We start from the raw sequence: 18,951 nt of genomic DNA on the forward strand, positions 1-18,951 counted from the left end.
ACAAGGCAATACTGAACAAAATAACCAAAATGCTCAACCATCAGCACCTGGAACGACTGATCAAGCCGGTGCTACGGTTAAACCTAGTACTACACCTAATCAAGACGCTGAAGTTAAACCTAATCCAGATCAAAATAATACACCAACTAATGGTCAAGACGGGAATCAAACAGGTCAAGGTACTCAAGTAAAACCTAATAACGATCAAACGACAACTGGTACTCCAGCTGGTACTGATAATCAAAATACACAACAAGGAAATACTGAACAAAACAATCAAAATGCTGAACAAGGTAATACTGGGCAAGAGGGTTCTAATCCTAATCAAAGTGGTCAGTTAGGTGCTACGGTTAAACCTGGATCTGCTCCAAATCAAGATACTGAAGCAACCCCTAATCCAGATCAAAATAATACACCAACTAATGGTCAAGACGGGAATCAAACAGGTCAAGGTACTCAAGTAAAACCTAATAACGATCAAACGGCAACTGGTACTCAAGGTGCCACTGGTAATCAAAATACGCAACAAGGCAATACTGAACAAAATAACCAAAATGCTGAACAAGGTAATACAGGCGATACAGATAAAGATGCTAAAGTAAATACTGATGATGATGAAACAAAAACAGATGTTAAAAATGATACTGAATTACCTGAAACAGGACTAAGTAATGAATATGATTATACAACTACAGTATTTGGTTCTATCGCTTTAATATCTTCACTTTTATTACTAAGACGACAAAGAAAAGAATCTAAATAATACTTAACATCTTTAAAACGAGTAAATCGATATTGTGATTTACTCGATTTTTTAATTTCTTAAAAATTAATTTATCACAATATTAAATATTGAATAACTACAAAAGACGAATAAACTGAATAAGACAAAACGAGAACATGCTCGGTGACAAGGTTGATTATCCATAATATAAAGTATTAAATTGCTCTATTCAATTGTTAAATATTTTTTACATTCGGTCACACATAAATCAATATTCTGCTTCAAAATTAACTAAATTTCTATAAATTTTAAGAGACACATTTAAATTAGCTTAATTTTATTATATATACTCAAAAAAGAGATTCCTAAAATATAGGCATGCATTGTATTGGTAAGACAAGATAAATACTTTATTATTGCACTAAATTCCTATAAAAAAATTATTCTAGCTACTCTAGTTCAAAACAAAAAATCCAACAACCTCACATGAGATTGTTGGATTTATTTCTTGTGTTCTATTATTTAGAAACTACTTCTTCACCATTGTATGAACCACAGTTTTTACATACGCGGTGAGATAATTTGTATTCGCCACAGTTAGGGCATTCAGTCATACCAGGTACTGAAATTTTAAAATGTGTACGGCGTTTATTTTTTCTTGTTTTAGACGTTCTTCTTTTTGGTACTGCCATGATTAATCCTCCTTAGAATAGACACTTAATTCAAAATGTCAGCTCAATTAATAACTATTATATCATTAATTCAACTGCTATTGATCTTTATCGTATAATTGTTGTAATTTTTGAAGCCTTGGATCAACTTTTCTTTGTTCAGAATCACTATCTTGCTCTTTTTGAACTTCAGTCAATTGATCTTCATCAATGACTTCCCAACCATTGCCTTCTGTTAACATTTGATCACTATGTTCAGAATAAGCACGCATAGGTTTTTCAATAATTACAAGTTCTTCAGCAATGTCTTTAATATTAATCATACCGTCAGTTACAAGATGATAATGCTCATCTTCTTGATCGTCACTATCGGTATAACCATCATAGCCTTCTAAATCAAATACTTCTGAAGTAGATACATCAAGAGGCACATCAACTGGTACTAAAGTACGAGCACAAGGCATCGTGTAAGTTCCAGTAACATGCATGTCTGCAATCACTTCATTTGATTTGACTGTCAACTGTCCTTCAACATTGATATCTGAAAGATCAATTAAATCTAATGATTCTCTTAAATGCTCAAAATTAACCGTTTGATTAAATTCAAATGGCTTACCTTGATATTTTCTCAATTGTGTTATTGACCATTTCATATGGCTTCACCTCTAACAAGCACAAAATTTATTTTAACTTTCTAAACAAAAGTTGTCAAGATTTTTTCTTAACATACCTCGTTCTGTTACAATACTAATGATGAATACTGAAAAGGAGAAATGCAAATGAAAAGTGTTGGACTGATAACTGAATATAATCCTTTTCATAACGGGCACTTATTTCACGCTACATTGTCAAAACAACGCTCTGAAACTAATGTAACTATTGCTATTATGAGTGGCAATTTTGTGATGCGTGGAGAACCAGCAATCTACCATAAATTTAAACGCACTGAAATGGCTTTATCCGCCGTAGATTTGGTCGTTGAGCTACCAATGATAGGTAGCCTATCTTCTAGTGATACCTTTGCGGAAATAGCTATTAAAACAGCTCAGTATCTCGATATAGATATTATATCTTTTGGCAGTGAAAGTGCATCCTTAAAAGATTTACAATATCTTGCAACACAAATGATTGACTATGAAAAACATCCAGATTTTAAAGAGAAATTAAAACAAGGTAAAAGCTATCCACGAATCTTAAGTGAGTTAACACATAACGACACACTTTTACAATCTCCAAACAATATTTTAGGAATAAGCTACCTTAAAGCAATGCAGCAATTTGCGCCTCACATGTCAGCATTGACTATTAAAAGAGAAGGTTCACTTCATCATCAAAAAGTAATTGATCACCATCATTTTGCAAGTGGAACATCTATTAGGCGTTCGCTAATGAATGATAATGTAGACTGGAAAAATGTGGTCCCAAATCAAATACAATCTTTATATTGTAAACCTCATACTACGGTTGAGGATACATTTCCTTTTATCAAACACCAATTAATTACACAACCAAAAGAGAGCCTTCATTCTATTTACACAATAAATGAGGGGTTTGAAAATCGCTTGCAAACAATGATTCATCGAAGCGATTCCTTTGAGTCTCTATTATCAAACCTTAAAACAAAACGTTATACGCAGACATATATTCAACGTGTATTAATGAATGTGTTATTAAATATAACAAAAGATGATGTTAACAAGGAAATTAACGCTGTTAGAGTTTTAGGAATGAGTGAAAAAGGACGCTCATATTTAAAATATTTAAAAGCTAATTATCCAAATCGTCACTACATTACTAATGTAAATCAAAAGACTGCACACTATTTTAAAAATGAAATTAAAGCGACTCATGTATATAATCTATTAAGTAATCAATCACAGACAGACTTTAACACACCCTTAGTACGCATTTAAATGTTATAAAAGACCCGAAATCTTACAGCTCAATCATAGTGTTAGATACAAAACATAAATTGTAGTTTAATCCCATTGTAGTCAACGTTATTCTTTCACTGACCTGAACTTTTTTGTCCTATTTCGTATAAAGAGTCACCTTTCTATCAACTTTATAATAAAAGACTCTGCTCTTATGGGTGTATCGCTTCATATTATCTATATCTTGCTGTAATCATTATGAACAAAAACTATAACATCTTTATTGTAATTTTGTTGTTCATTATGACTAAAATCCCTCAATAGAGTATCTTACAATTAGATACCCTATTGAGAGATTTTTTGACTGGATGATTAAGAGGTGGCAGCCTATTTCATATATAGAACTAAATGACTGTTATACACCTCTATATGTACAGTTGCCTTAGACATTAAATTTCTTTTTTAATGCTCTTTCGACATGAGGTGGTACAAAAGGTGAAATGTCCGCTTGATATGCAGCTACTTCTTTAACAATACTTGAACTTATAAATGAATAGTTTGCACTTGTCATCATGTACATTGTTTCAATATTACTATTTAACTTTTTGTTCATAGAAGTAAGTCGTAGTTCATATTCAAAGTCACTTACAGCTCTTAAACCTCGAATAATTGTCTTTGCACCTACTTGATCACAAAAATCAACAAGCAATCCATTAAAATGATGCACTTGTATATTAGGCAAATGTTTAACCGACTCTTCAATCAACGTCATGCGTTCTTCTGAGTCAAACGTTCCACCTTTACTACTATTTTTTAGTACACAAACATGGATTTCATCAAAGCGGTCGGCGCTTCTTTCAATGATATCTAAGTGACCATATGTAATTGGATCAAAACTACCGGGAATAACTGCTCTTGTCTTACTCATATTATTCTCCTTTTTCAAGTAACAAAGTATCTGTCAAACCATAATGATAACGCTTAATCATTTGAAATGGCGCAATTGTTATTTCTTCATTATGACTAAACTCACAAACGATAATACCATTTTCTTTTAATAAGTTAAACTCTGCTATACGAGAAATCGCCTCATTTATAAGCCCTTTATTATAAGGTGGGTCTAAAAAGATAACATTGAATTGTATTTCTCGTTTAGCAAGTGCTTTAAGTGCTCTGTCAGCATTATTTTTATAGACTTCAGCTTGTGACATTAAATCTAATTGATTAAGATTAGCTTTTATAACCTTGACCGCTTTAAAATTTTGATCTACAAAAATCATTTTATCCATACCACGGGATAATGCTTCAATGCCAAGTGCACCACTACCGGCAAATAAGTCTAATCCTAAACCAGAAACATCATATAAACTATTAAAAATACCTTCTTTAACTTTATCCATAGTTGGACGAGTATTTCGCCCCTCTAAACTTTCTAGCGCTTTACTTTTATGCTTACCCGCAATTACACGCATTGACTCACACTTCCATTTCATTCATTTATTTAATATAATTTGAAGATAAAGGAGTTTGATTTATTTATGAAACAATCATTTATTAAAATTGGTGAAGGTTTAACCGATTTATTCGAATTTACAACTCTTATAGAATATAATCATAAGCGAATCAATCGTATTGTGTATTTCCATACACCTCATTCTGAGAAACAATTATCGTCCGTTGCAATAATAATGAACCCTACTGCTGAAAAACATTTCCAGGCCATGTATATCATGACAAATGCCTTAAAATATCCCTATCCAGAGGGCAACAAAAAATTCAATATGATTAATTCAGCTGCAGAAAATTATGACATACCAGTTGTAGGTATCGACGTACAACCTCCTGATGTATATCCAGACTTAGAATTATATTTCAACTACCTTATCAGTGTTTTGCGTCTTCAAAGATGGATACCACCTTTGCAATAAATTGATACTCTATTGTATTTCATGTTTTTCTTTTTCATATGTTTTTTTCAAATATTTATATGGGGAACCTTGAATGTCGTGAACGTACTTGAGTTGCATAAGTTTATGAACAATATTGTCAGTATCTGCTTCATTTATATACATCACAACATATTTTCGTTGACGGTTTGAGTGCACGATGTGTCCATATTTTCTAATTTGTCGCTCATGTTTCATATGTTTTAAATAAATAATTAAACTCGTTCTAGGAATTATATTCATTTCTTACTCACTCCATTATTTATACATTTGTTATCATATCATGACTTTATAAGTAATGAAATGACTAAGGATTAACCTAAATGATAAAAGTTATATTGAAACTCTATGACTTTAAACTTATCTATCTTAAAATGATAATGAGTAAAAGGAATCATAACCATCGTACCCAACAATAATGTTGGGGTACACACACTCTAACTATCACTAGGAGGATTCGATTATGGCTCATTCAAAAAAATGGTTTATTAATGGTACGTTGGCAACAGCCGGTATTATAAGCAGTCTATTTTACTTTTTAAAAAATAAAAATAAATCACCGCAACAATTAAAATCTATTCCACCTTTCTTCTCAGGACAAGCACCTTACATATTTGCACATAGAGGTGGCATGGCAATGCGACCAGAGCAAACACAGTTGGCATTTGATAATGCTGTTGAACATGGATTGGATGGCTTTGAAACAGATGTACGACTAACTAAAGATGAACAACTCATTGTTTTTCACGATGCACTTGTCGATCGTACAACTAATGGTTCAGGTAAAGTGAGTGAACATACTCTAGCTGAACTAAAACGATTAGATGCGGGATATCATTTTACTGACATCAATAATCAAACACCTTATCGCGGGCACGATAAAGCTAAGATTTTATCATTCGAGGAACTGCTTGAATTGTACCCTAATATGTATATCAATGTGGATTTAAAAGATGCGCCAGACACATATGAAGGTCGTATCGCACCAAAAGTGATTTACGATAATATCATCAAACATGGGGCGCAACATCGAGTGCTCGTTACAAGCTTCCATAAAAAACAAATTCAACGTTTCACTGAGTATAACCAAGCTGACATTGCTATCGGTGCTAGTGAAGGCGAAGTTGCTGAAGGTTTTATTAAATTTAACGGCATGTTAGGTCACACATTTAAACCACAAGCAGACACATTCCAAATGCCAGTTGCATATAAAGGAATTTCATTAACTTCTAAGCGTTTCATTCAATGGCTTAACTTAAATAATATTGTACCCGGTTACTATGGTGTGAATAGTATAGATTTAATGACAGATTTATATCATAAAGGTGTTCATACTTTAGTTACAGATCGCCCAGATTTAGGTCAACAATTTAAAGAAACTTTAAAATAAATTGAAATATAAGTTTCGTAATGATTACTTATGATTAATTTAACTAAAAATACCTAGGACATCCAACTTGTCCTAGGTATTTAACGTATTATCCGCGCGTTTCTGAAGTGAAAGTACATTCATTTTTAGTCTTATAACATTAATTTATCTTTGACTAAATAATGCGATATTTACGATATCATTATTTAACTTTGTATATAGTTTGCACGGTATAAATATATTTTTATAAATAATCATCGTTAAAGATAGAAATGACTTTGATAGAGTGCGAATCTAACATTTTGTTTTATAGAATGTATATACAGTAGACTTACCCTTTCAAAAAATATAATGGATAAAAAGAGGTGTGAAATAGTTTATTAATCCATTTCACTTCTCTTCTAAATGATACCAACCGCTTCCTTCAAAGTAACAAATTCTTGATTACATAGATTTACCTTCTGTATAACATTAATTAAACAAACATAAGTCTTTGTTATTACTGATTAATTAATGCTTTGATCATGTCTTTTAATTACAATGAACAGTTACATGTGCCACCAGATGCACATCCATCATGTCCAGTTTGGAAGAAAGGATTACCTGTTTCAATTTTTACATGCTCAGAAACAGCTAATGCTATTTTGGACATCACTTCGTCAATTAAATTTTGTAGTGCCACTTCCTTTGCTTTATACTCCATTACTACTGGAAGCATTTCATAAGCACGTTTTCGTTTTCGAGTTTCTAACATAATATCTTTGTAATCGGGATGATATTTTCCAAATCTCATCACATCATCATACTTATCTTTCACTTTTAGAAAAGCTTGATAAAGTAGACTTGCCTCATCATCAGCATCTAATTGCATTTTAGCTCGTCGGTATGAGACATAAATATCAGATTGTACAATCATATCCGAGATATCCTCAATATCATCTAAAATGTCTAATGTTTCTTCAGTAATCACAGAATCATCCTTTATTTATTTTACTTTTCTACAAATATTAATGAATAATAATCACTCATCACTTCTCCACCCATTTCATCATATTTATTACTTAACAAGCGTGAGCGATGAATATCAGAATTAATCCAACTATGAATAAGTGTAGGTACATCGTCAAAATCATAACCTACATTTTGACTTGCTGACTTATAACTTACATGGCGTTCATCCAGTTGTTGTGTTAAAGCATTCTCAGTAAACTCCACACTGTTTGATCCTTTATCCGTTGCTTCATACAGATTGATAGCAGCAATACGAGCAATATCGTTGTTAACTTTAAGTGATTTTAAATTTTTCATTTCTCTCATTTTATTCGTTACTTCATAGAGTGTAATCAATTGATTAGGGTTTTGTTCATGTGGAATTTTATCGTCGGAACTTTCACTAATTTGTCCCTCATCTTCTGCTCTATTTAACTTATATGGTTGTAGTGTTGCCAATGTATTTGCATCTAAAAATCTCACTGCCAAAATTTTATTAGTTTGTTGATCAGAATATATTTGAGCATAAACATCTCCATATTTAATTAACGTCTGTGTCTTTAAGTCTTCATCAGACATTTCAAATTTATAAGTTTTACCTTTCGTTTTGACAGTTGGTTCTGGATTAATACTAGTATCTTCAAAAATATGAGATGAACTTTCACCTATTTTAAGTGGGCTCACTTTCACACCTTTACCTGTGGCATAAACTGATGTGATTGTTCCTTTATTAGTACTTACAATATAATATTCATCTTTCTGTTTAAAGACATAATTTTTTAACCCATTTTTATATGGATAAGACCGATCAGCTTGTCCATAATGATGTGTTAGTGTTTTAATATCTTTTCCAATCCAAGTCCCTATCCCTTCTTTAGGTTTAGGGTTCTCAGCATCCTTATTCACCTGTTTAAATTGCTCTGTCTTAGTCGTTTTGCTATTTTTATTTGGATTCTCTAGAACATCAAACTTTAAACGTGGTGAGTAAAAGAGATAAATTAAAAATGTCACTAATAATATAACACCAATAACTTTAATTATTAACTTCTTCATCTTTCACCCACCTCTTAATAATTATATATATTGTACAAAAATGTACTAACCTTTTTCAACATAAGTGAAACGTGTAAACATTTCCCATCATTATTCTTATAAAACAAATTTTAAATACTTTTGTATTCGTTATTTATACGAAAGTGAACATGAATGAATTTTTAAACATATTAAAATCTAAATATTAAATAGATATATATCGAGTCAGTAAAAAATGACTTTAGTATGATTACAGATCTCGCTTAGATTTATTTAAAATATTTATATAGGATTTGAATCATATTTGATACGTTTGTAACTGTAGAAATAGTAGATAATGATTAGGAATAAAAAGTATGTTTATTGTATAGTTTATGACAACATGACAACTGAGTTATCTACATTCAGTACATAAAAATACCTGAGACAACCATTTGTGTCTCAGGCTCTTATAAAGAAAATTTATAGACCTAATGTAGCTTTAAGCAATGATGTTGTTTCTCCACCTGGATACAATACATATAACAATACATAAACTGCAACACCAGTAATTGCGGTAAAGAACCAAATTATTGAAGCCCAAGGCCCAATTTTTCTGTGAATATGAAGTTTATCTTTGAAGGCTAAAATGATTTGAATTAAGCCTAAAACGCCACCAACTGTTGCAAGAATGATATGGAAAACTAAGAAAATAGTGTAATAAACTTTAATAGAACTTGGTCCACCGAAAGCTGTATTACCGATAAAAATAGTTCTTGCTGCATAAATAATAAAGAATGTTAAAGCGAAAAAGGCAGCCCATAGCATAATGTTTTTATGCTTATGAACTTGACGTTTCCAAATCAATGCCCAACCAATAGCGACTAAAATCGCACTAATAACAATACACGATGTACTTATCGTTGGTAAAATGGGTACGTTCATAAGTTTCATCCTTACTTAAGTTAATTTATATCATCTTGATTAATGAAACAACTACAACGAGTGCAAAGAATACTACTAAGTAGTTCAATGAATAAACGAACATTTGCGTTGCCCATTTAGTTTGATTAGATTCTTTTCTGAACGTTGTAAAACCTAAAGCTAACCATCCTAAATTAAGTAGTGTAGCAATAACAACAAAAGTTACACCTAAATTAGATAATAAGAATGGCAATGGTAATAATAACACTAACCAAATAAACATGCTTACTCTTGTCCGTTTGAAACCTTTCACTGATGGTAACATAGGAATATTTGCAAGCGCATACTCATCACTACGTTTAATTGCTAGAGCGTAGAAATGGATAGGTTGCCAACAAAAGACAACTAAAAAGAGTGCTACTGCTGCTAAACTTAATGATCCATCGATAGCTACCCAACCAATTAATGGTGGTACAGCTCCAGGAAAACTTCCAACAACAGTATTCCAAGTTGTATGGCGCTTAGACCAAATTGAATAGTAAGATACATATCCAACAATACCAATTAATCCTAAAACACCAGAAGGTATATTTAATAAGAATAAACATGCTTCACCTATTAACATCATCCCAAAACTTAACATTAATAAGTTTCTATCAGATATTCTATCATTTACTGTTGGTCTACTTTGCTTACTAGGCATAATGCGATCAATATCTTGATCATAATAATTATTTAAAGCACAAGCGCCCCCCATAATTAGCGTAGAGCCAACTAGCATCAATAGTATTTGTGGAATGGAAGATAGGAAGGAATGGTTTGTCATTACTATTGCAAGCCATGCGCCTGCAAAAGCAGGTATTAAATTACCTTGAACAAGGCCCATTTTAATAATTTGTTGTAATTCTTTGAAGGATACACGGCCCGTAGTATGTGACAAAGTTTGATCTTTGTTCATAATTCCCCTCCTTAAATTTCTCATATAATATAATGATATAGTAAATCACACAAAAAGACTAGGTTTTATAAAATTAAATTGTGACACTTTTACGACATTAGAAATCGTCAATTTTGTGACACACTTAAAAATGTTATTCTTGATATAATAAGTTAAAAGTAAAAATATGTACATTAATTTAAAGTCATTTTTTCAAGTGTCGTATTTAATGAAGTATCAATTAACGAGTCTTTCAATGACTTTATTCAATTATGTAATATTATAATTTAATACTTTAAATTAATGATGGGGTGTTTATCATTGTTTAGAAAGCAAAACCTTAAATGGTTAGGTGTTTTAGCTACGATTATTATGACCTTTGTACAATTAGGTGGCGCCCTCGTAACTAAAACGGGATCAGAAGATGGTTGTGGCTCGTCTTGGCCTTTGTGTAATGGCGCTTTACTTCCAGAAAATTTACCAATACAAACAATTATAGAGCTGAGTCATCGCGCAGTATCAGCCATTTCACTTATAGTTGTATTATGGCTTGTAATTACAGCTTGGAAAAACATTGGATATATTAAAGAAATCAAACCACTCTCTATTATTAGTGTTGGTTTTTTATTAGTTCAAGCACTTGTAGGTGCTGCTGCTGTGATATGGCAACAAAATCCTTATGTATTAGCGCTACATTTTGGTATTTCACTTATCAGTTTCTCTTCTGTTTTCTTAATGACATTAATTATTTTCTCAATTGACAAAAAATATGAAGCTGACATTTTATTTATTCACAAACCTTTACGTATCTTAACTTGGTTAATGGCTATCATCGTATACTTAACTATTTATACAGGTGCTTTAGTTAGACATACTAAATCAAGTCTTGCTTATGGTGCTTGGCCTATTCCATTTGATGATATCGTTCCTCATAATGCGCATGATTGGGTACAATTTTCGCACAGAGGTATGGCGTTCATCACTTTTATTTGGATTATGATTACATTTATACACGCTATTAAGAATTATTCAGATAATCGAACTGTACGTTATGGTTATACTGCATCATTTATACTTGTTATCCTTCAAGTTATTACAGGTGCTTTATCAGTCATAACTAATGTCAATTTAATTATTGCGTTATTCCATGCTTTGTTTATCACTTACTTATTCGGAATGATTGCTTATTTTATTTTACTAATGTTAAGAACGACGAGAAGTCTAAAATAATTTATTTTTCTATAAATTTATAACAATTAAAAAGAAACACGCCACTCAAAATACCATAACGGTAAGATAAGTGGCGTGTTTCAATATATTTAAGTATAAACAGACCATCTAAATATCATATCAATCTAGATGGTCATTTTAATTATGATTGCTTTTCAATTTCCACTAATAAATCTCCTGTGGCAATGGCATCTCCATTAGCAACATTTATTTGTTTAATAATTCCATCAAATGGTGCCTGAATCGTCGTTTCCATCTTCATTGCTTCAGTGATTAATAATGGCTGATTAGCTTGTACTTCATCGCCTACAGACACTTTGACTTCAGTTACAGAACCAGGCATTTGAGCACCAATATGATTTGGATTTGATTTATCCGCCTTAGGTTTAACATTAGCATTCGTTTTAACATTTTCATCTTGAATATAGATACGTCTTGCTTGACCATTCATAGCGTAATAAATTGTACGCTTACCATTCTCATCTGGTTCACTGATTGTTTCTAATTTAATAATTAGACGTTTACCAGTATCAATTTCAATTTCAACTGTTTCACCATTACGCATGCCAAATAAGAATGTCGGTGTATCCAGTAAAGATACATTACCAAATTGCTCTTTCGTTTGAATATATTGTTTATATACCTTCGGATAAAGTACATAACTAATTATATCTTGTTCTGTTACCTCGTCTTGTTGTATGTCGCTTAATTCTTGACGGATTGCTTCAAAATCGACCGGCTCCAAGTATTCACCTGGTCTTTCAGTAATTGGTTGCTGTCCTTTTAAAATAACATCTTGCAATTTCTTGTTGAATCCGTTGACAGGTTGTCCAATGTCACCTTTAAAGAATGACACAACAGATTCTGGGAAATCTAATTTATAACCATCATTGATGACCGTATCTTCATCAAGATCATTTTGCACCATATATAGTGCCATATCTCCAACTACCTTTGAAGATGGTGTTACTTTTACAAGATCTCCAAACAGGAAGTTGACACGACGATACATCTCTTTGACTTCATCAAAACGTTCGCCCAATCCTAAACTTTTAGCTTGTTGACTTAAGTTTGAATATTGGCCACCTGGCATTTCATGTTGATAAATTTCTGTATTTGGTGATTTGATATCACTCTCAAAGTCTGCATAGTAAGGTCTGACTACAGACCAGTAATGACTCAACTCTTCTAAACCATCAATATCAGTTCTTAAATTACGTGGGAATCCATTTAGTGCATAATATAATGAATTTGCACTTGGTTGACTCGTTAAACCACTCATAGATGCAACAGCAGTATCTATAATATCTACGCCAGCATCAATTGCTTGTTTATATGTCAACAATCCATTTCCACTAGTATCATGTGTATGTAAATGAATTGGAAGATGTGTTGCCTCACGTAATTCACCAATTAATTCGTAAGCTGCTTTCGGTTTCAATAAACCAGCCATATCTTTAATTGCTAATATATGGAATCCTTCTCTTTCCAGTTCTTTAGCCATTTTAACGTAATAATCTAAAGTATAAATATTGGAACGTTCAGCATTTAAAATATCACCTGTATAGCAAATTGTACCCTCAGATACCATTCCAGCTTCTTGAACAGCTTCATTCGCTACTTTCATTTGATCAACCCAGTTCAATGAGTCGAATATACGGAAAACATCTACACCAGCTTTTGCACTTTCATGAACGAATTTCTTAATTACATTATCAGGATAGTTTTTATAACCTACTGCGTTCGAAGCTCGTAATAACATTTGGAATAACACATTCGGAATGGCTTTGCGCAATCTTTCTAAACGTTCCCATGGATTCTCTTTCAAGAAATTATAGGCGACATCAAATGTTGCACCACCCCACATTTCTAATGAAAAACTATCTTTAAAAACTTCAGCAGTTTTAGATGCAATGTTCATCATATCTTTTGTTCTTACACGTGTTGCAAGTAAAGATTGGTGTGCATCTCTAAATGTAGTATCGGTAATTAAAACATCTTCTTGTTCTCTAACCCAATTTGTAACACCTGTTGGTCCATGTTGCTCAAGAATTTGTTTTGTTCCAAATAACTGATTGATTTTCTTTTGAGAAATTTTTGGGATTTTGGTAGATTCATATTCTGGTTTTGGACGCTTTTCTACATTAGGAAATCCGTTTATCGTCACATTACCAATATACTCTAAAGTCTTGGTACCTCTGTCCAATGTCGGTGCAATATCGAAAAGTTCAGGTGTTTCTTCAATAAATTTAGTAGTATAATCACCACTTCTAAATTTATCATTACGCATAACATTGATGAGAAATGGAATATTCGTCTTTACGCCACGAATTCGCATTTCGCGTAATGAACGTTCCATTTTCTCTTCAGCTTGTTTAAATGAAACGGCATGTGTAGAAAGCTTAACTAATAGTGAATCGTAGTAAGGTGAAATTTCTGCACCTTGGAATCCATCCCCTGCATCAAGTCTCACACCAAAACCGCCACTTGATCGATATGCAATAATTGTGCCAGAATCTGGCATAAAATCATTAGTAGGATCTTCAGTTGTTATACGACATTGTATCGCATACCCTAATGTTTGAATTTCATTTTGCTGTGGCATAGAGATTTTATCTCCAAATAACGATTCTCCATTAGCAACTAAAATTTGCGTTTTCACAATGTCTATACCAGTAATCATTTCAGTAATTGTATGCTCAACTTGAACACGTGGATTAACCTCAATGAAGAAAAATTCATCCCCAGAAACTAAAAATTCTACTGTTCCAGCGTTGACGTATTTTATATTTTCCATCAGTTGAATTGCGGCATCACAAATTCGCTCTCTTAATTTGTTAGAAAGACCTACTGAAGGTGCAACTTCAACAACCTTTTGATGACGTCGTTGTACGGAGCAATCTCTTTCATACAAATGAATGATATTCCCGAATTCATCACCAATAACTTGAACCTCTATATGCTTTGGATTATCAATATATCTTTCGATATAAACTTCGCTATTACCAAATGACTTTTCGGCTTCTGATTTCGCACGATGGAAAGCGTCTTCTAATTCGCTTGATTCACGAACGATTCGCATACCTTTACCACCGCCACCGCTTGTGGCCTTAATCATAAGTGGGTAACCTGCTTCATTAGCAAACTGTTCTGCAGCTTCAAAACTTTCAATAGGACCATCTGTACCCGGGATTACAGGTAAGTTAGCGTTAATAGCAGTTGTTCTAGCCTTAACCTTATCTCCAAACATGTCTAGATGTTCAAGATGCGGACCTATAAATTTAATGCCTTCCTCAGCACATCGGCGTGCAAATTGTTCATTTTCACTTAAAAAACCATACCCAGGATGAATTGCATCGACACCTGCGCGAAGAGCTACTTCGATGATACGTTCGATATTCAAATAACTTTCAGCAGGTCCTAAATCACTTCCAACTAGATAGGATTCATCTGCTTTATATCTATGTAACGAACTTTTATCTTCATTAGAATAAATTGCTACTGTACTGATATTTAATTCTGCTGCCGCTCTAAAAATTCTAATGGCGATTTCACCACGGTTAGCAACAAGTAATTTCTTTATTTGTTTCAAAAGCCAAGACACTCCTTAGAATGTTACGAATTTTCTAAATAATTAGATAATAAAATTTTATCTCAAATGTTTGAATAATTCTATAGTAATTCATGAAAGAATCATATCATTTATCAATTTGTAACATTTAATTAAATAAATTAGTTCAAACTGACTACACTATGTGTAAGTTAAGTTGTCAGTCAATTACAAGAAAACTTATAAATGTTAATAATTTAATATTATCATCTATATACGAATGACGCTAGTTAAAGTATGCATATTTACAGAATCTTAAATTATGATAATGAGTAGTGACTAACTATACCAAACATTATGATATGAAAAGCCCAAGAGGAATAATTTACATTCATCTTGGGCTATAGTCTAAACTTAATATTAAAATTTTATATACTATTTAATTAATTATATCGACGTTTAATATCTACCTTACGTTGTTTCAGTCGTTTATCATCTTGTTTTATCTGTTTTGCTGTAATAAGTAGTAATCCCATAGCTATACTTAAACTAATCATCGATGAACCACCAAAACTAATAAATGGTAACGGTACACCAGTAAGTGGAATTGTAGCAGAAATACCACCGATATTTACGAATGTTTGGCTTCCGATATAACTAGCTATCCCAACGCAAACTAATTTATAAAAATACGATTGCGTTTTATTAGCAAGTTGGAAAGCGCGATATACAATAAAGTACTCTAAAATTAAAACGATTAAGCCACCGATTAATCCCATCTCTTCACAAATAATAGCAAATATAAAGTCTGTATGTGGCTCTGGCAAATAACCAAGCTTCATAATACTATTTCCTAGACCACGTCCGAACAACCCACCATTGCCAATTGCCAAAAGAGAATTAGAAATATGATATCCTGTGCCTGATTCTTGACTAAATGGATTGGTTAACGTACTAAAACGTGCTTGCAAATAACTTGGAACCATATCTAACATGAACATAAATGTAGCTACGATGATAAAACCAATAGCTACCAAAGCGCCCCATTTTAACATATTCTGCACACCGATACCTGAGTAAAAAATAATTGAGAAGAATATGATCACAATCAGCATTGTTTGACCAACATCTTTTTGAAAAAGAACAAGTATCAAACAAGTTACAACAAACAAAATTGGTCCTAATATTAATTTTATATTATGCCTCACCGCAGGCATCTTCTTTTCAATCATAAATGGTATGTATAGAATTATTGAAATCTTCAATAACTCCGAAGCTTGTAAGTTCATGAACCCTAAGTTAATCCAACTTTTAGAACCATTGATATTTTTTCCTATTACTAATGTTAGTAGTAAAAGTATAAAAATACCAATCATCATACCTTTTTGAACATTAGGCTTTTTTAATACTTTAACATTCATAATAAAAGCCATAAAAAATACGATAACAAAGCTCATGATAACGTATAAAAGTTGTCGATTGTAGAAGTATGTTCCGGAAACTGGTACTCCCCCGGTTAACGTACCTTTTGTAGCTGCAACCATGCTTGCGCTATAAACCATTACTAATCCAATCAAACAGAGGACAACATAAGTTATTAACAATGGATAATCGATAAATTTAGAAGTCTTTCCAATATATCGCATTATATTTTTAAAATTTTTCATATACTAGATCTTCCAATACTAAATGATTAAAATTTATCTCTTTGTTGACTTAATAAAACACATCGCTACTAAAAAGCGTTCTTATCTATTATATACTTCAACGTATCTATTAAACAAATATAAACAAATAGATTTACCTTTAAAACCCATGATTTAAATTTACTTTAACAATTTTTGAAAGAAGTGAGCGTTTTTAGGCTTCTTTCAAATCAATTTCACTTTTAAATCTTACAACAAAAAAGACCGAGAAAGATATAAGAATTAATATCAACTCAGTCATTTATGCGATGATTGACTCGTACAATTAATCATCTATCAATATTTTCTTTAAACATAATACATTATGCATACCGTCAACTTAGTGAATACATTATTTTTACAATTAATTACAAATAAAAAATTTAAACATTCGTAAATGCTTCATGCAATTTAGAAAGTTCTTTTTCAAGTCTTAACATTAATTGCTTACCATCTTCTTTATCAACTAATCCAAGTTGAACTGCGAAATCAACTTCCTTTTGTAAACCAAACATTTGAGTATCTAAAACCTCTTCATAAAGTGGACAAGAAGGTAAAGTTAAGTTATCCATTTGAACTTTAATTAGATGTAATATTCTGTCTGCATCTTTATTCAATTGGTCATATGCCGCACTATTTAACTTCGATTGGTTAGACATGACATATTCCCCCTATCGTTTCAATTAATATCTTCACAATAGAAGTTTATCCTACTGAATGTTAAAAAGCAAGCGAATTTAAATTAAGTGAAAGCGATTCTATGTTAAAATAATGAAAGATAAAAATTTAGGGAGTGGGCATTTATGATTCAAATAAAAGGAGCAGTCAATTTCCCTATTTCATTGGATAGTACGACTTGGATATTTGACGATAGAAAAGTTACTATTGATGATTTAGAACGTGGGGTATTTGATGGTACTAGACCCATCAACTTTGATGATAACAAGGAATGGAACCGTGCTATTTTAGAAGGACAAACAAATCCACCAACGCTTGATTCTGAAATTAAATATAAAAAACGATCGGTTTTAGATGAAACATTTGTGATAAATATGACACCATTTTTCAAAAACGCCGAACCTATGGAAAATGCTAGCACAATAAAACTTTCTAATAAAGATTATTCCATCAATGTACCCATGGACTTATTACCTTATTTGTTCTTTCAATTTTCTAGTAATGGCAAACGTTTATATAGTGATAATGCTGTTGATAGTTTCATATATATTCCTGAAGAAGGATACTCTCATCAATTTAAGTATGTCACACATATAGAGGTGATTTAATATGAGAAAGGTTCAATGTATTATTTGCGATACTAAAGTTTTTATTGATGAACATACAGTCGAGGCTAAACGCTTAAAAAATAATCCTATACGCACTTTCATGTGCGATGATTGTAAAAGTAGACTCGATACACCTAAACAAAGCAAACGAGATTAAAATGATATATTGGAAATTTCAAACTATCTCACATAAATAAAGAGTGTGGGACTTAAAGTTCCAAGATAAATAAAAAAGACAATTTCTATTGAAATTATATAGAAATTGTCTTTTTTATTATTTTTTTGATTATTTTCAGCTCGTTGAGCTGTTACTTTTCTTATATTAAGTGCCATTAGCACAAATCCTAGTTCTCTTTTGACTTTATTTATCCCTCGAACGGACATTCGAGTAAAACCCAAAATAGCCTTCATAAATCCAAAAACAGGCTCCACATCAATTTTTCTTGACTGTAGATGCTTTTTGTTTTTGGTTCTGAAAACTTTTTAATAATTTGGACTTTAAAATATTCCCAATTATATTTTTTCATTATTTTTTTATTTGCTTTTGAATCGATTAATTGTTATATAAGAAGGCTTTTGATTTTATGATAGACACATCATTCGAATATTATCATTAAGTATTTTTTCTATCTACGTCCTGAAAACACAGATTGGGTATAGGCATATAAAACTACTTTTAACATTATTTTTGGATGGTATGATATTGCATCACGATGATGTCTGAATTCAGTCTCTAGAATTGTTTCTACAATAT

18 protein-coding genes and 3 pseudogenes are annotated in these 18,951 nt (G+C 31.9%); 7 read left to right on the top strand and 14 right to left on the bottom strand.

Going from position 1 to position 18,951, the window contains the following annotated elements; genetic code table 11:
• Positions 1-763, top strand: a pseudogene (locus tag HMPREF2576_RS12420) (signal peptide protein); the annotation flags it as partial.
• Between the two features lie 479 nt (positions 764-1,242).
• Here HMPREF2576_RS12420 and rpmF read toward each other — a convergent pair.
• Both rpmF and HMPREF2576_RS03250 read right to left on the bottom strand, forming a co-directional pair.
• Complete coding sequence (gene rpmF, locus HMPREF2576_RS03245; RefSeq protein WP_001830121.1) at positions 1,243-1,416, bottom strand: 50S ribosomal protein L32; 174 nt, start codon at positions 1,414-1,416, stop codon at positions 1,243-1,245.
• Positions 1,417-1,493: 77 nt separating this feature from the next.
• Positions 1,494-2,048, bottom strand: a complete 555-nt coding sequence (locus HMPREF2576_RS03250; RefSeq protein WP_001830128.1) for a YceD family protein — start codon at positions 2,046-2,048, stop codon at positions 1,494-1,496.
• Between the two features lie 126 nt (positions 2,049-2,174).
• Here HMPREF2576_RS03250 and HMPREF2576_RS03255 point away from each other — a divergent pair, with 126 nt between their 5' ends.
• Positions 2,175-3,308 (top strand): nucleotidyltransferase, encoded by a 1,134-nt coding sequence (locus HMPREF2576_RS03255; RefSeq protein WP_002470248.1) that lies wholly within the window; start codon positions 2,175-2,177, stop codon positions 3,306-3,308.
• Between the two features lie 403 nt (positions 3,309-3,711).
• On the opposite strand, the gene coaD is transcribed toward HMPREF2576_RS03255, so the two are convergent.
• Both coaD and rsmD read right to left on the bottom strand, forming a co-directional pair.
• Positions 3,712-4,197 carry a pantetheine-phosphate adenylyltransferase gene (gene coaD, locus HMPREF2576_RS03260; protein ID WP_001830072.1) on the bottom strand — a complete coding sequence of 162 codons (486 nt, stop codon included), beginning with the start codon at positions 4,195-4,197 and terminating at the stop codon, positions 3,712-3,714.
• A 1-nt stretch (position 4,198) separates the two neighbouring features.
• Entirely contained in the window at positions 4,199-4,741 is a 543-nt protein-coding gene (rsmD, locus tag HMPREF2576_RS03265) for a 16S rRNA (guanine(966)-N(2))-methyltransferase RsmD (protein WP_002470236.1), read from the bottom strand.
• Between the two features lie 66 nt (positions 4,742-4,807).
• Between rsmD and HMPREF2576_RS03270 the strand changes: the two genes are divergently transcribed.
• On the top strand, positions 4,808-5,197 hold the full coding sequence (locus HMPREF2576_RS03270; protein ID WP_001830114.1) for a DUF7147 family protein: 390 nt from the start codon (positions 4,808-4,810) through the stop codon (positions 5,195-5,197).
• Between the two features lie 9 nt (positions 5,198-5,206).
• Here HMPREF2576_RS03270 and HMPREF2576_RS03275 read toward each other — a convergent pair whose 3' ends face one another.
• Positions 5,207-5,458, bottom strand: coding sequence for a DUF2129 domain-containing protein (locus HMPREF2576_RS03275; protein ID WP_070856179.1), 252 nt, complete (start codon positions 5,456-5,458; stop codon positions 5,207-5,209).
• Positions 5,459-5,678: 220 nt separating this feature from the next.
• On the opposite strand from HMPREF2576_RS03275, the gene HMPREF2576_RS03280 reads away from it, so the two are divergent.
• Positions 5,679-6,605, top strand: a complete 927-nt coding sequence (locus HMPREF2576_RS03280) for a glycerophosphodiester phosphodiesterase family protein (RefSeq protein ID WP_070856181.1) — start codon at positions 5,679-5,681, stop codon at positions 6,603-6,605.
• 514 nt (positions 6,606-7,119) lie between these two features.
• Here HMPREF2576_RS03280 and HMPREF2576_RS03285 read toward each other — a convergent pair.
• From HMPREF2576_RS03285 to cyoE, 4 genes are all read right to left on the bottom strand, one after another.
• The gene (locus HMPREF2576_RS03285; protein WP_002470243.1) at positions 7,120-7,554 is read right to left on the bottom strand and encodes a YlbF/YmcA family competence regulator; all 435 of its coding nucleotides are present in this window, start codon (positions 7,552-7,554) and stop codon (positions 7,120-7,122) included.
• 20 nt (positions 7,555-7,574) lie between these two features.
• Positions 7,575-8,627 carry a CAP-associated domain-containing protein gene (locus tag HMPREF2576_RS03290; RefSeq protein WP_002456604.1) on the bottom strand — a complete coding sequence of 351 codons (1,053 nt, stop codon included), beginning with the start codon at positions 8,625-8,627 and terminating at the stop codon, positions 7,575-7,577.
• Positions 8,628-9,068: 441 nt separating this feature from the next.
• The gene (locus HMPREF2576_RS03295; RefSeq protein ID WP_001830117.1) at positions 9,069-9,530 is read right to left on the bottom strand and encodes a DUF420 domain-containing protein; all 462 of its coding nucleotides are present in this window, start codon (positions 9,528-9,530) and stop codon (positions 9,069-9,071) included.
• A gap of 25 nt (positions 9,531-9,555) precedes the next feature.
• Positions 9,556-10,467 carry a heme o synthase gene (gene cyoE / locus HMPREF2576_RS03300; protein WP_002469568.1) on the bottom strand — a complete coding sequence of 304 codons (912 nt, stop codon included), beginning with the start codon at positions 10,465-10,467 and terminating at the stop codon, positions 9,556-9,558.
• A 300-nt stretch (positions 10,468-10,767) separates the two neighbouring features.
• Between cyoE and HMPREF2576_RS03305 the strand changes: the two genes are divergently transcribed.
• Positions 10,768-11,676 carry a COX15/CtaA family protein gene (locus HMPREF2576_RS03305; protein WP_002470218.1) on the top strand — a complete coding sequence of 303 codons (909 nt, stop codon included), beginning with the start codon at positions 10,768-10,770 and terminating at the stop codon, positions 11,674-11,676.
• A gap of 142 nt (positions 11,677-11,818) precedes the next feature.
• On the opposite strand, the gene HMPREF2576_RS03310 is transcribed toward HMPREF2576_RS03305, so the two are convergent.
• The 3 genes from HMPREF2576_RS03310 to HMPREF2576_RS03320 all read right to left on the bottom strand — a co-directional run bounded on the left by HMPREF2576_RS03310 (position 11,819) and on the right by HMPREF2576_RS03320 (position 17,570).
• Positions 11,819-15,268: a pyruvate carboxylase gene (locus tag HMPREF2576_RS03310; RefSeq protein WP_002484391.1), complete on the bottom strand. Its 3,450-nt coding sequence runs from the start codon at positions 15,266-15,268 to the stop codon at positions 11,819-11,821.
• A 401-nt stretch (positions 15,269-15,669) separates the two neighbouring features.
• The gene (ftsW, locus tag HMPREF2576_RS03315) at positions 15,670-16,893 is read right to left on the bottom strand and encodes a cell division peptidoglycan polymerase FtsW (protein ID WP_001830097.1); all 1,224 of its coding nucleotides are present in this window, start codon (positions 16,891-16,893) and stop codon (positions 15,670-15,672) included.
• Between the two features lie 401 nt (positions 16,894-17,294).
• A complete protein-coding gene (locus HMPREF2576_RS03320) occupies positions 17,295-17,570 on the bottom strand; it encodes an Fpa/YlaN family protein (RefSeq protein ID WP_001830079.1) in 276 nt (91 codons plus the stop codon).
• Positions 17,571-17,714: 144 nt separating this feature from the next.
• Here HMPREF2576_RS03320 and HMPREF2576_RS03325 point away from each other — a divergent pair, with 144 nt between their 5' ends.
• Together HMPREF2576_RS03325 and HMPREF2576_RS03330 are read left to right on the top strand one after the other, a co-directional pair.
• Entirely contained in the window at positions 17,715-18,197 is a 483-nt protein-coding gene (locus HMPREF2576_RS03325) for a hypothetical protein (RefSeq protein WP_002456607.1), read from the top strand.
• A 1-nt stretch (position 18,198) separates the two neighbouring features.
• The gene (locus HMPREF2576_RS03330; RefSeq protein ID WP_002439348.1) at positions 18,199-18,354 is read left to right on the top strand and encodes a DUF2197 domain-containing protein; all 156 of its coding nucleotides are present in this window, start codon (positions 18,199-18,201) and stop codon (positions 18,352-18,354) included.
• A gap of 18 nt (positions 18,355-18,372) precedes the next feature.
• Here HMPREF2576_RS03330 and HMPREF2576_RS03335 read toward each other — a convergent pair.
• Both HMPREF2576_RS03335 and HMPREF2576_RS12620 read right to left on the bottom strand, forming a co-directional pair.
• Positions 18,373-18,748, bottom strand: a pseudogene (locus tag HMPREF2576_RS03335) (transposase); the annotation flags it as partial.
• Between the two features lie 34 nt (positions 18,749-18,782).
• A pseudogene (locus HMPREF2576_RS12620) lies at positions 18,783-18,951 on the bottom strand (transposase); the annotation flags it as partial.

The sequence above is a fragment of the Staphylococcus sp. HMSC063F05 genome, from assembly GCF_001837075.1.
In the GTDB taxonomy this organism is placed as follows: Bacteria; Bacillota; Bacilli; order Staphylococcales; family Staphylococcaceae; genus Staphylococcus; species Staphylococcus epidermidis.

Bases quoted from the DNA above. Each gene is read 5' to 3' on its own strand.
- rpmF (WP_001830121.1), bottom strand. From the start codon at position 1,416: ATGGCAGTACCAAAAAGAAGAACGTCTAAAACAAGAAAAAATAAACGC.
- HMPREF2576_RS03250 (WP_001830128.1), bottom strand. From the start codon at position 2,048: ATGAAATGGTCAATAACACAATTGAGAAAATATCAAGGTAAGCCATTT.
- HMPREF2576_RS03255 (WP_002470248.1), top strand. From the start codon at position 2,175: ATGAAAAGTGTTGGACTGATAACTGAATATAATCCTTTTCATAACGGG.
- coaD (WP_001830072.1), bottom strand. From the start codon at position 4,197: ATGAGTAAGACAAGAGCAGTTATTCCCGGTAGTTTTGATCCAATTACA.
- rsmD (WP_002470236.1), bottom strand. From the start codon at position 4,741: ATGCGTGTAATTGCGGGTAAGCATAAAAGTAAAGCGCTAGAAAGTTTA.
- HMPREF2576_RS03270 (WP_001830114.1), top strand. From the start codon at position 4,808: ATGAAACAATCATTTATTAAAATTGGTGAAGGTTTAACCGATTTATTC.
- HMPREF2576_RS03275 (WP_070856179.1), bottom strand. From the start codon at position 5,458: ATGAATATAATTCCTAGAACGAGTTTAATTATTTATTTAAAACATATG.
- HMPREF2576_RS03280 (WP_070856181.1), top strand. From the start codon at position 5,679: ATGGCTCATTCAAAAAAATGGTTTATTAATGGTACGTTGGCAACAGCC.
- HMPREF2576_RS03290 (WP_002456604.1), bottom strand. From the start codon at position 8,627: ATGAAGAAGTTAATAATTAAAGTTATTGGTGTTATATTATTAGTGACA.
- HMPREF2576_RS03295 (WP_001830117.1), bottom strand. From the start codon at position 9,530: ATGAACGTACCCATTTTACCAACGATAAGTACATCGTGTATTGTTATT.
- cyoE (WP_002469568.1), bottom strand. From the start codon at position 10,467: ATGAACAAAGATCAAACTTTGTCACATACTACGGGCCGTGTATCCTTC.
- ftsW (WP_001830097.1), bottom strand. From the start codon at position 16,893: ATGAAAAATTTTAAAAATATAATGCGATATATTGGAAAGACTTCTAAA.
- HMPREF2576_RS03320 (WP_001830079.1), bottom strand. From the start codon at position 17,570: ATGTCTAACCAATCGAAGTTAAATAGTGCGGCATATGACCAATTGAAT.
- HMPREF2576_RS03325 (WP_002456607.1), top strand. From the start codon at position 17,715: ATGATTCAAATAAAAGGAGCAGTCAATTTCCCTATTTCATTGGATAGT.
- HMPREF2576_RS03330 (WP_002439348.1), top strand. From the start codon at position 18,199: ATGAGAAAGGTTCAATGTATTATTTGCGATACTAAAGTTTTTATTGAT.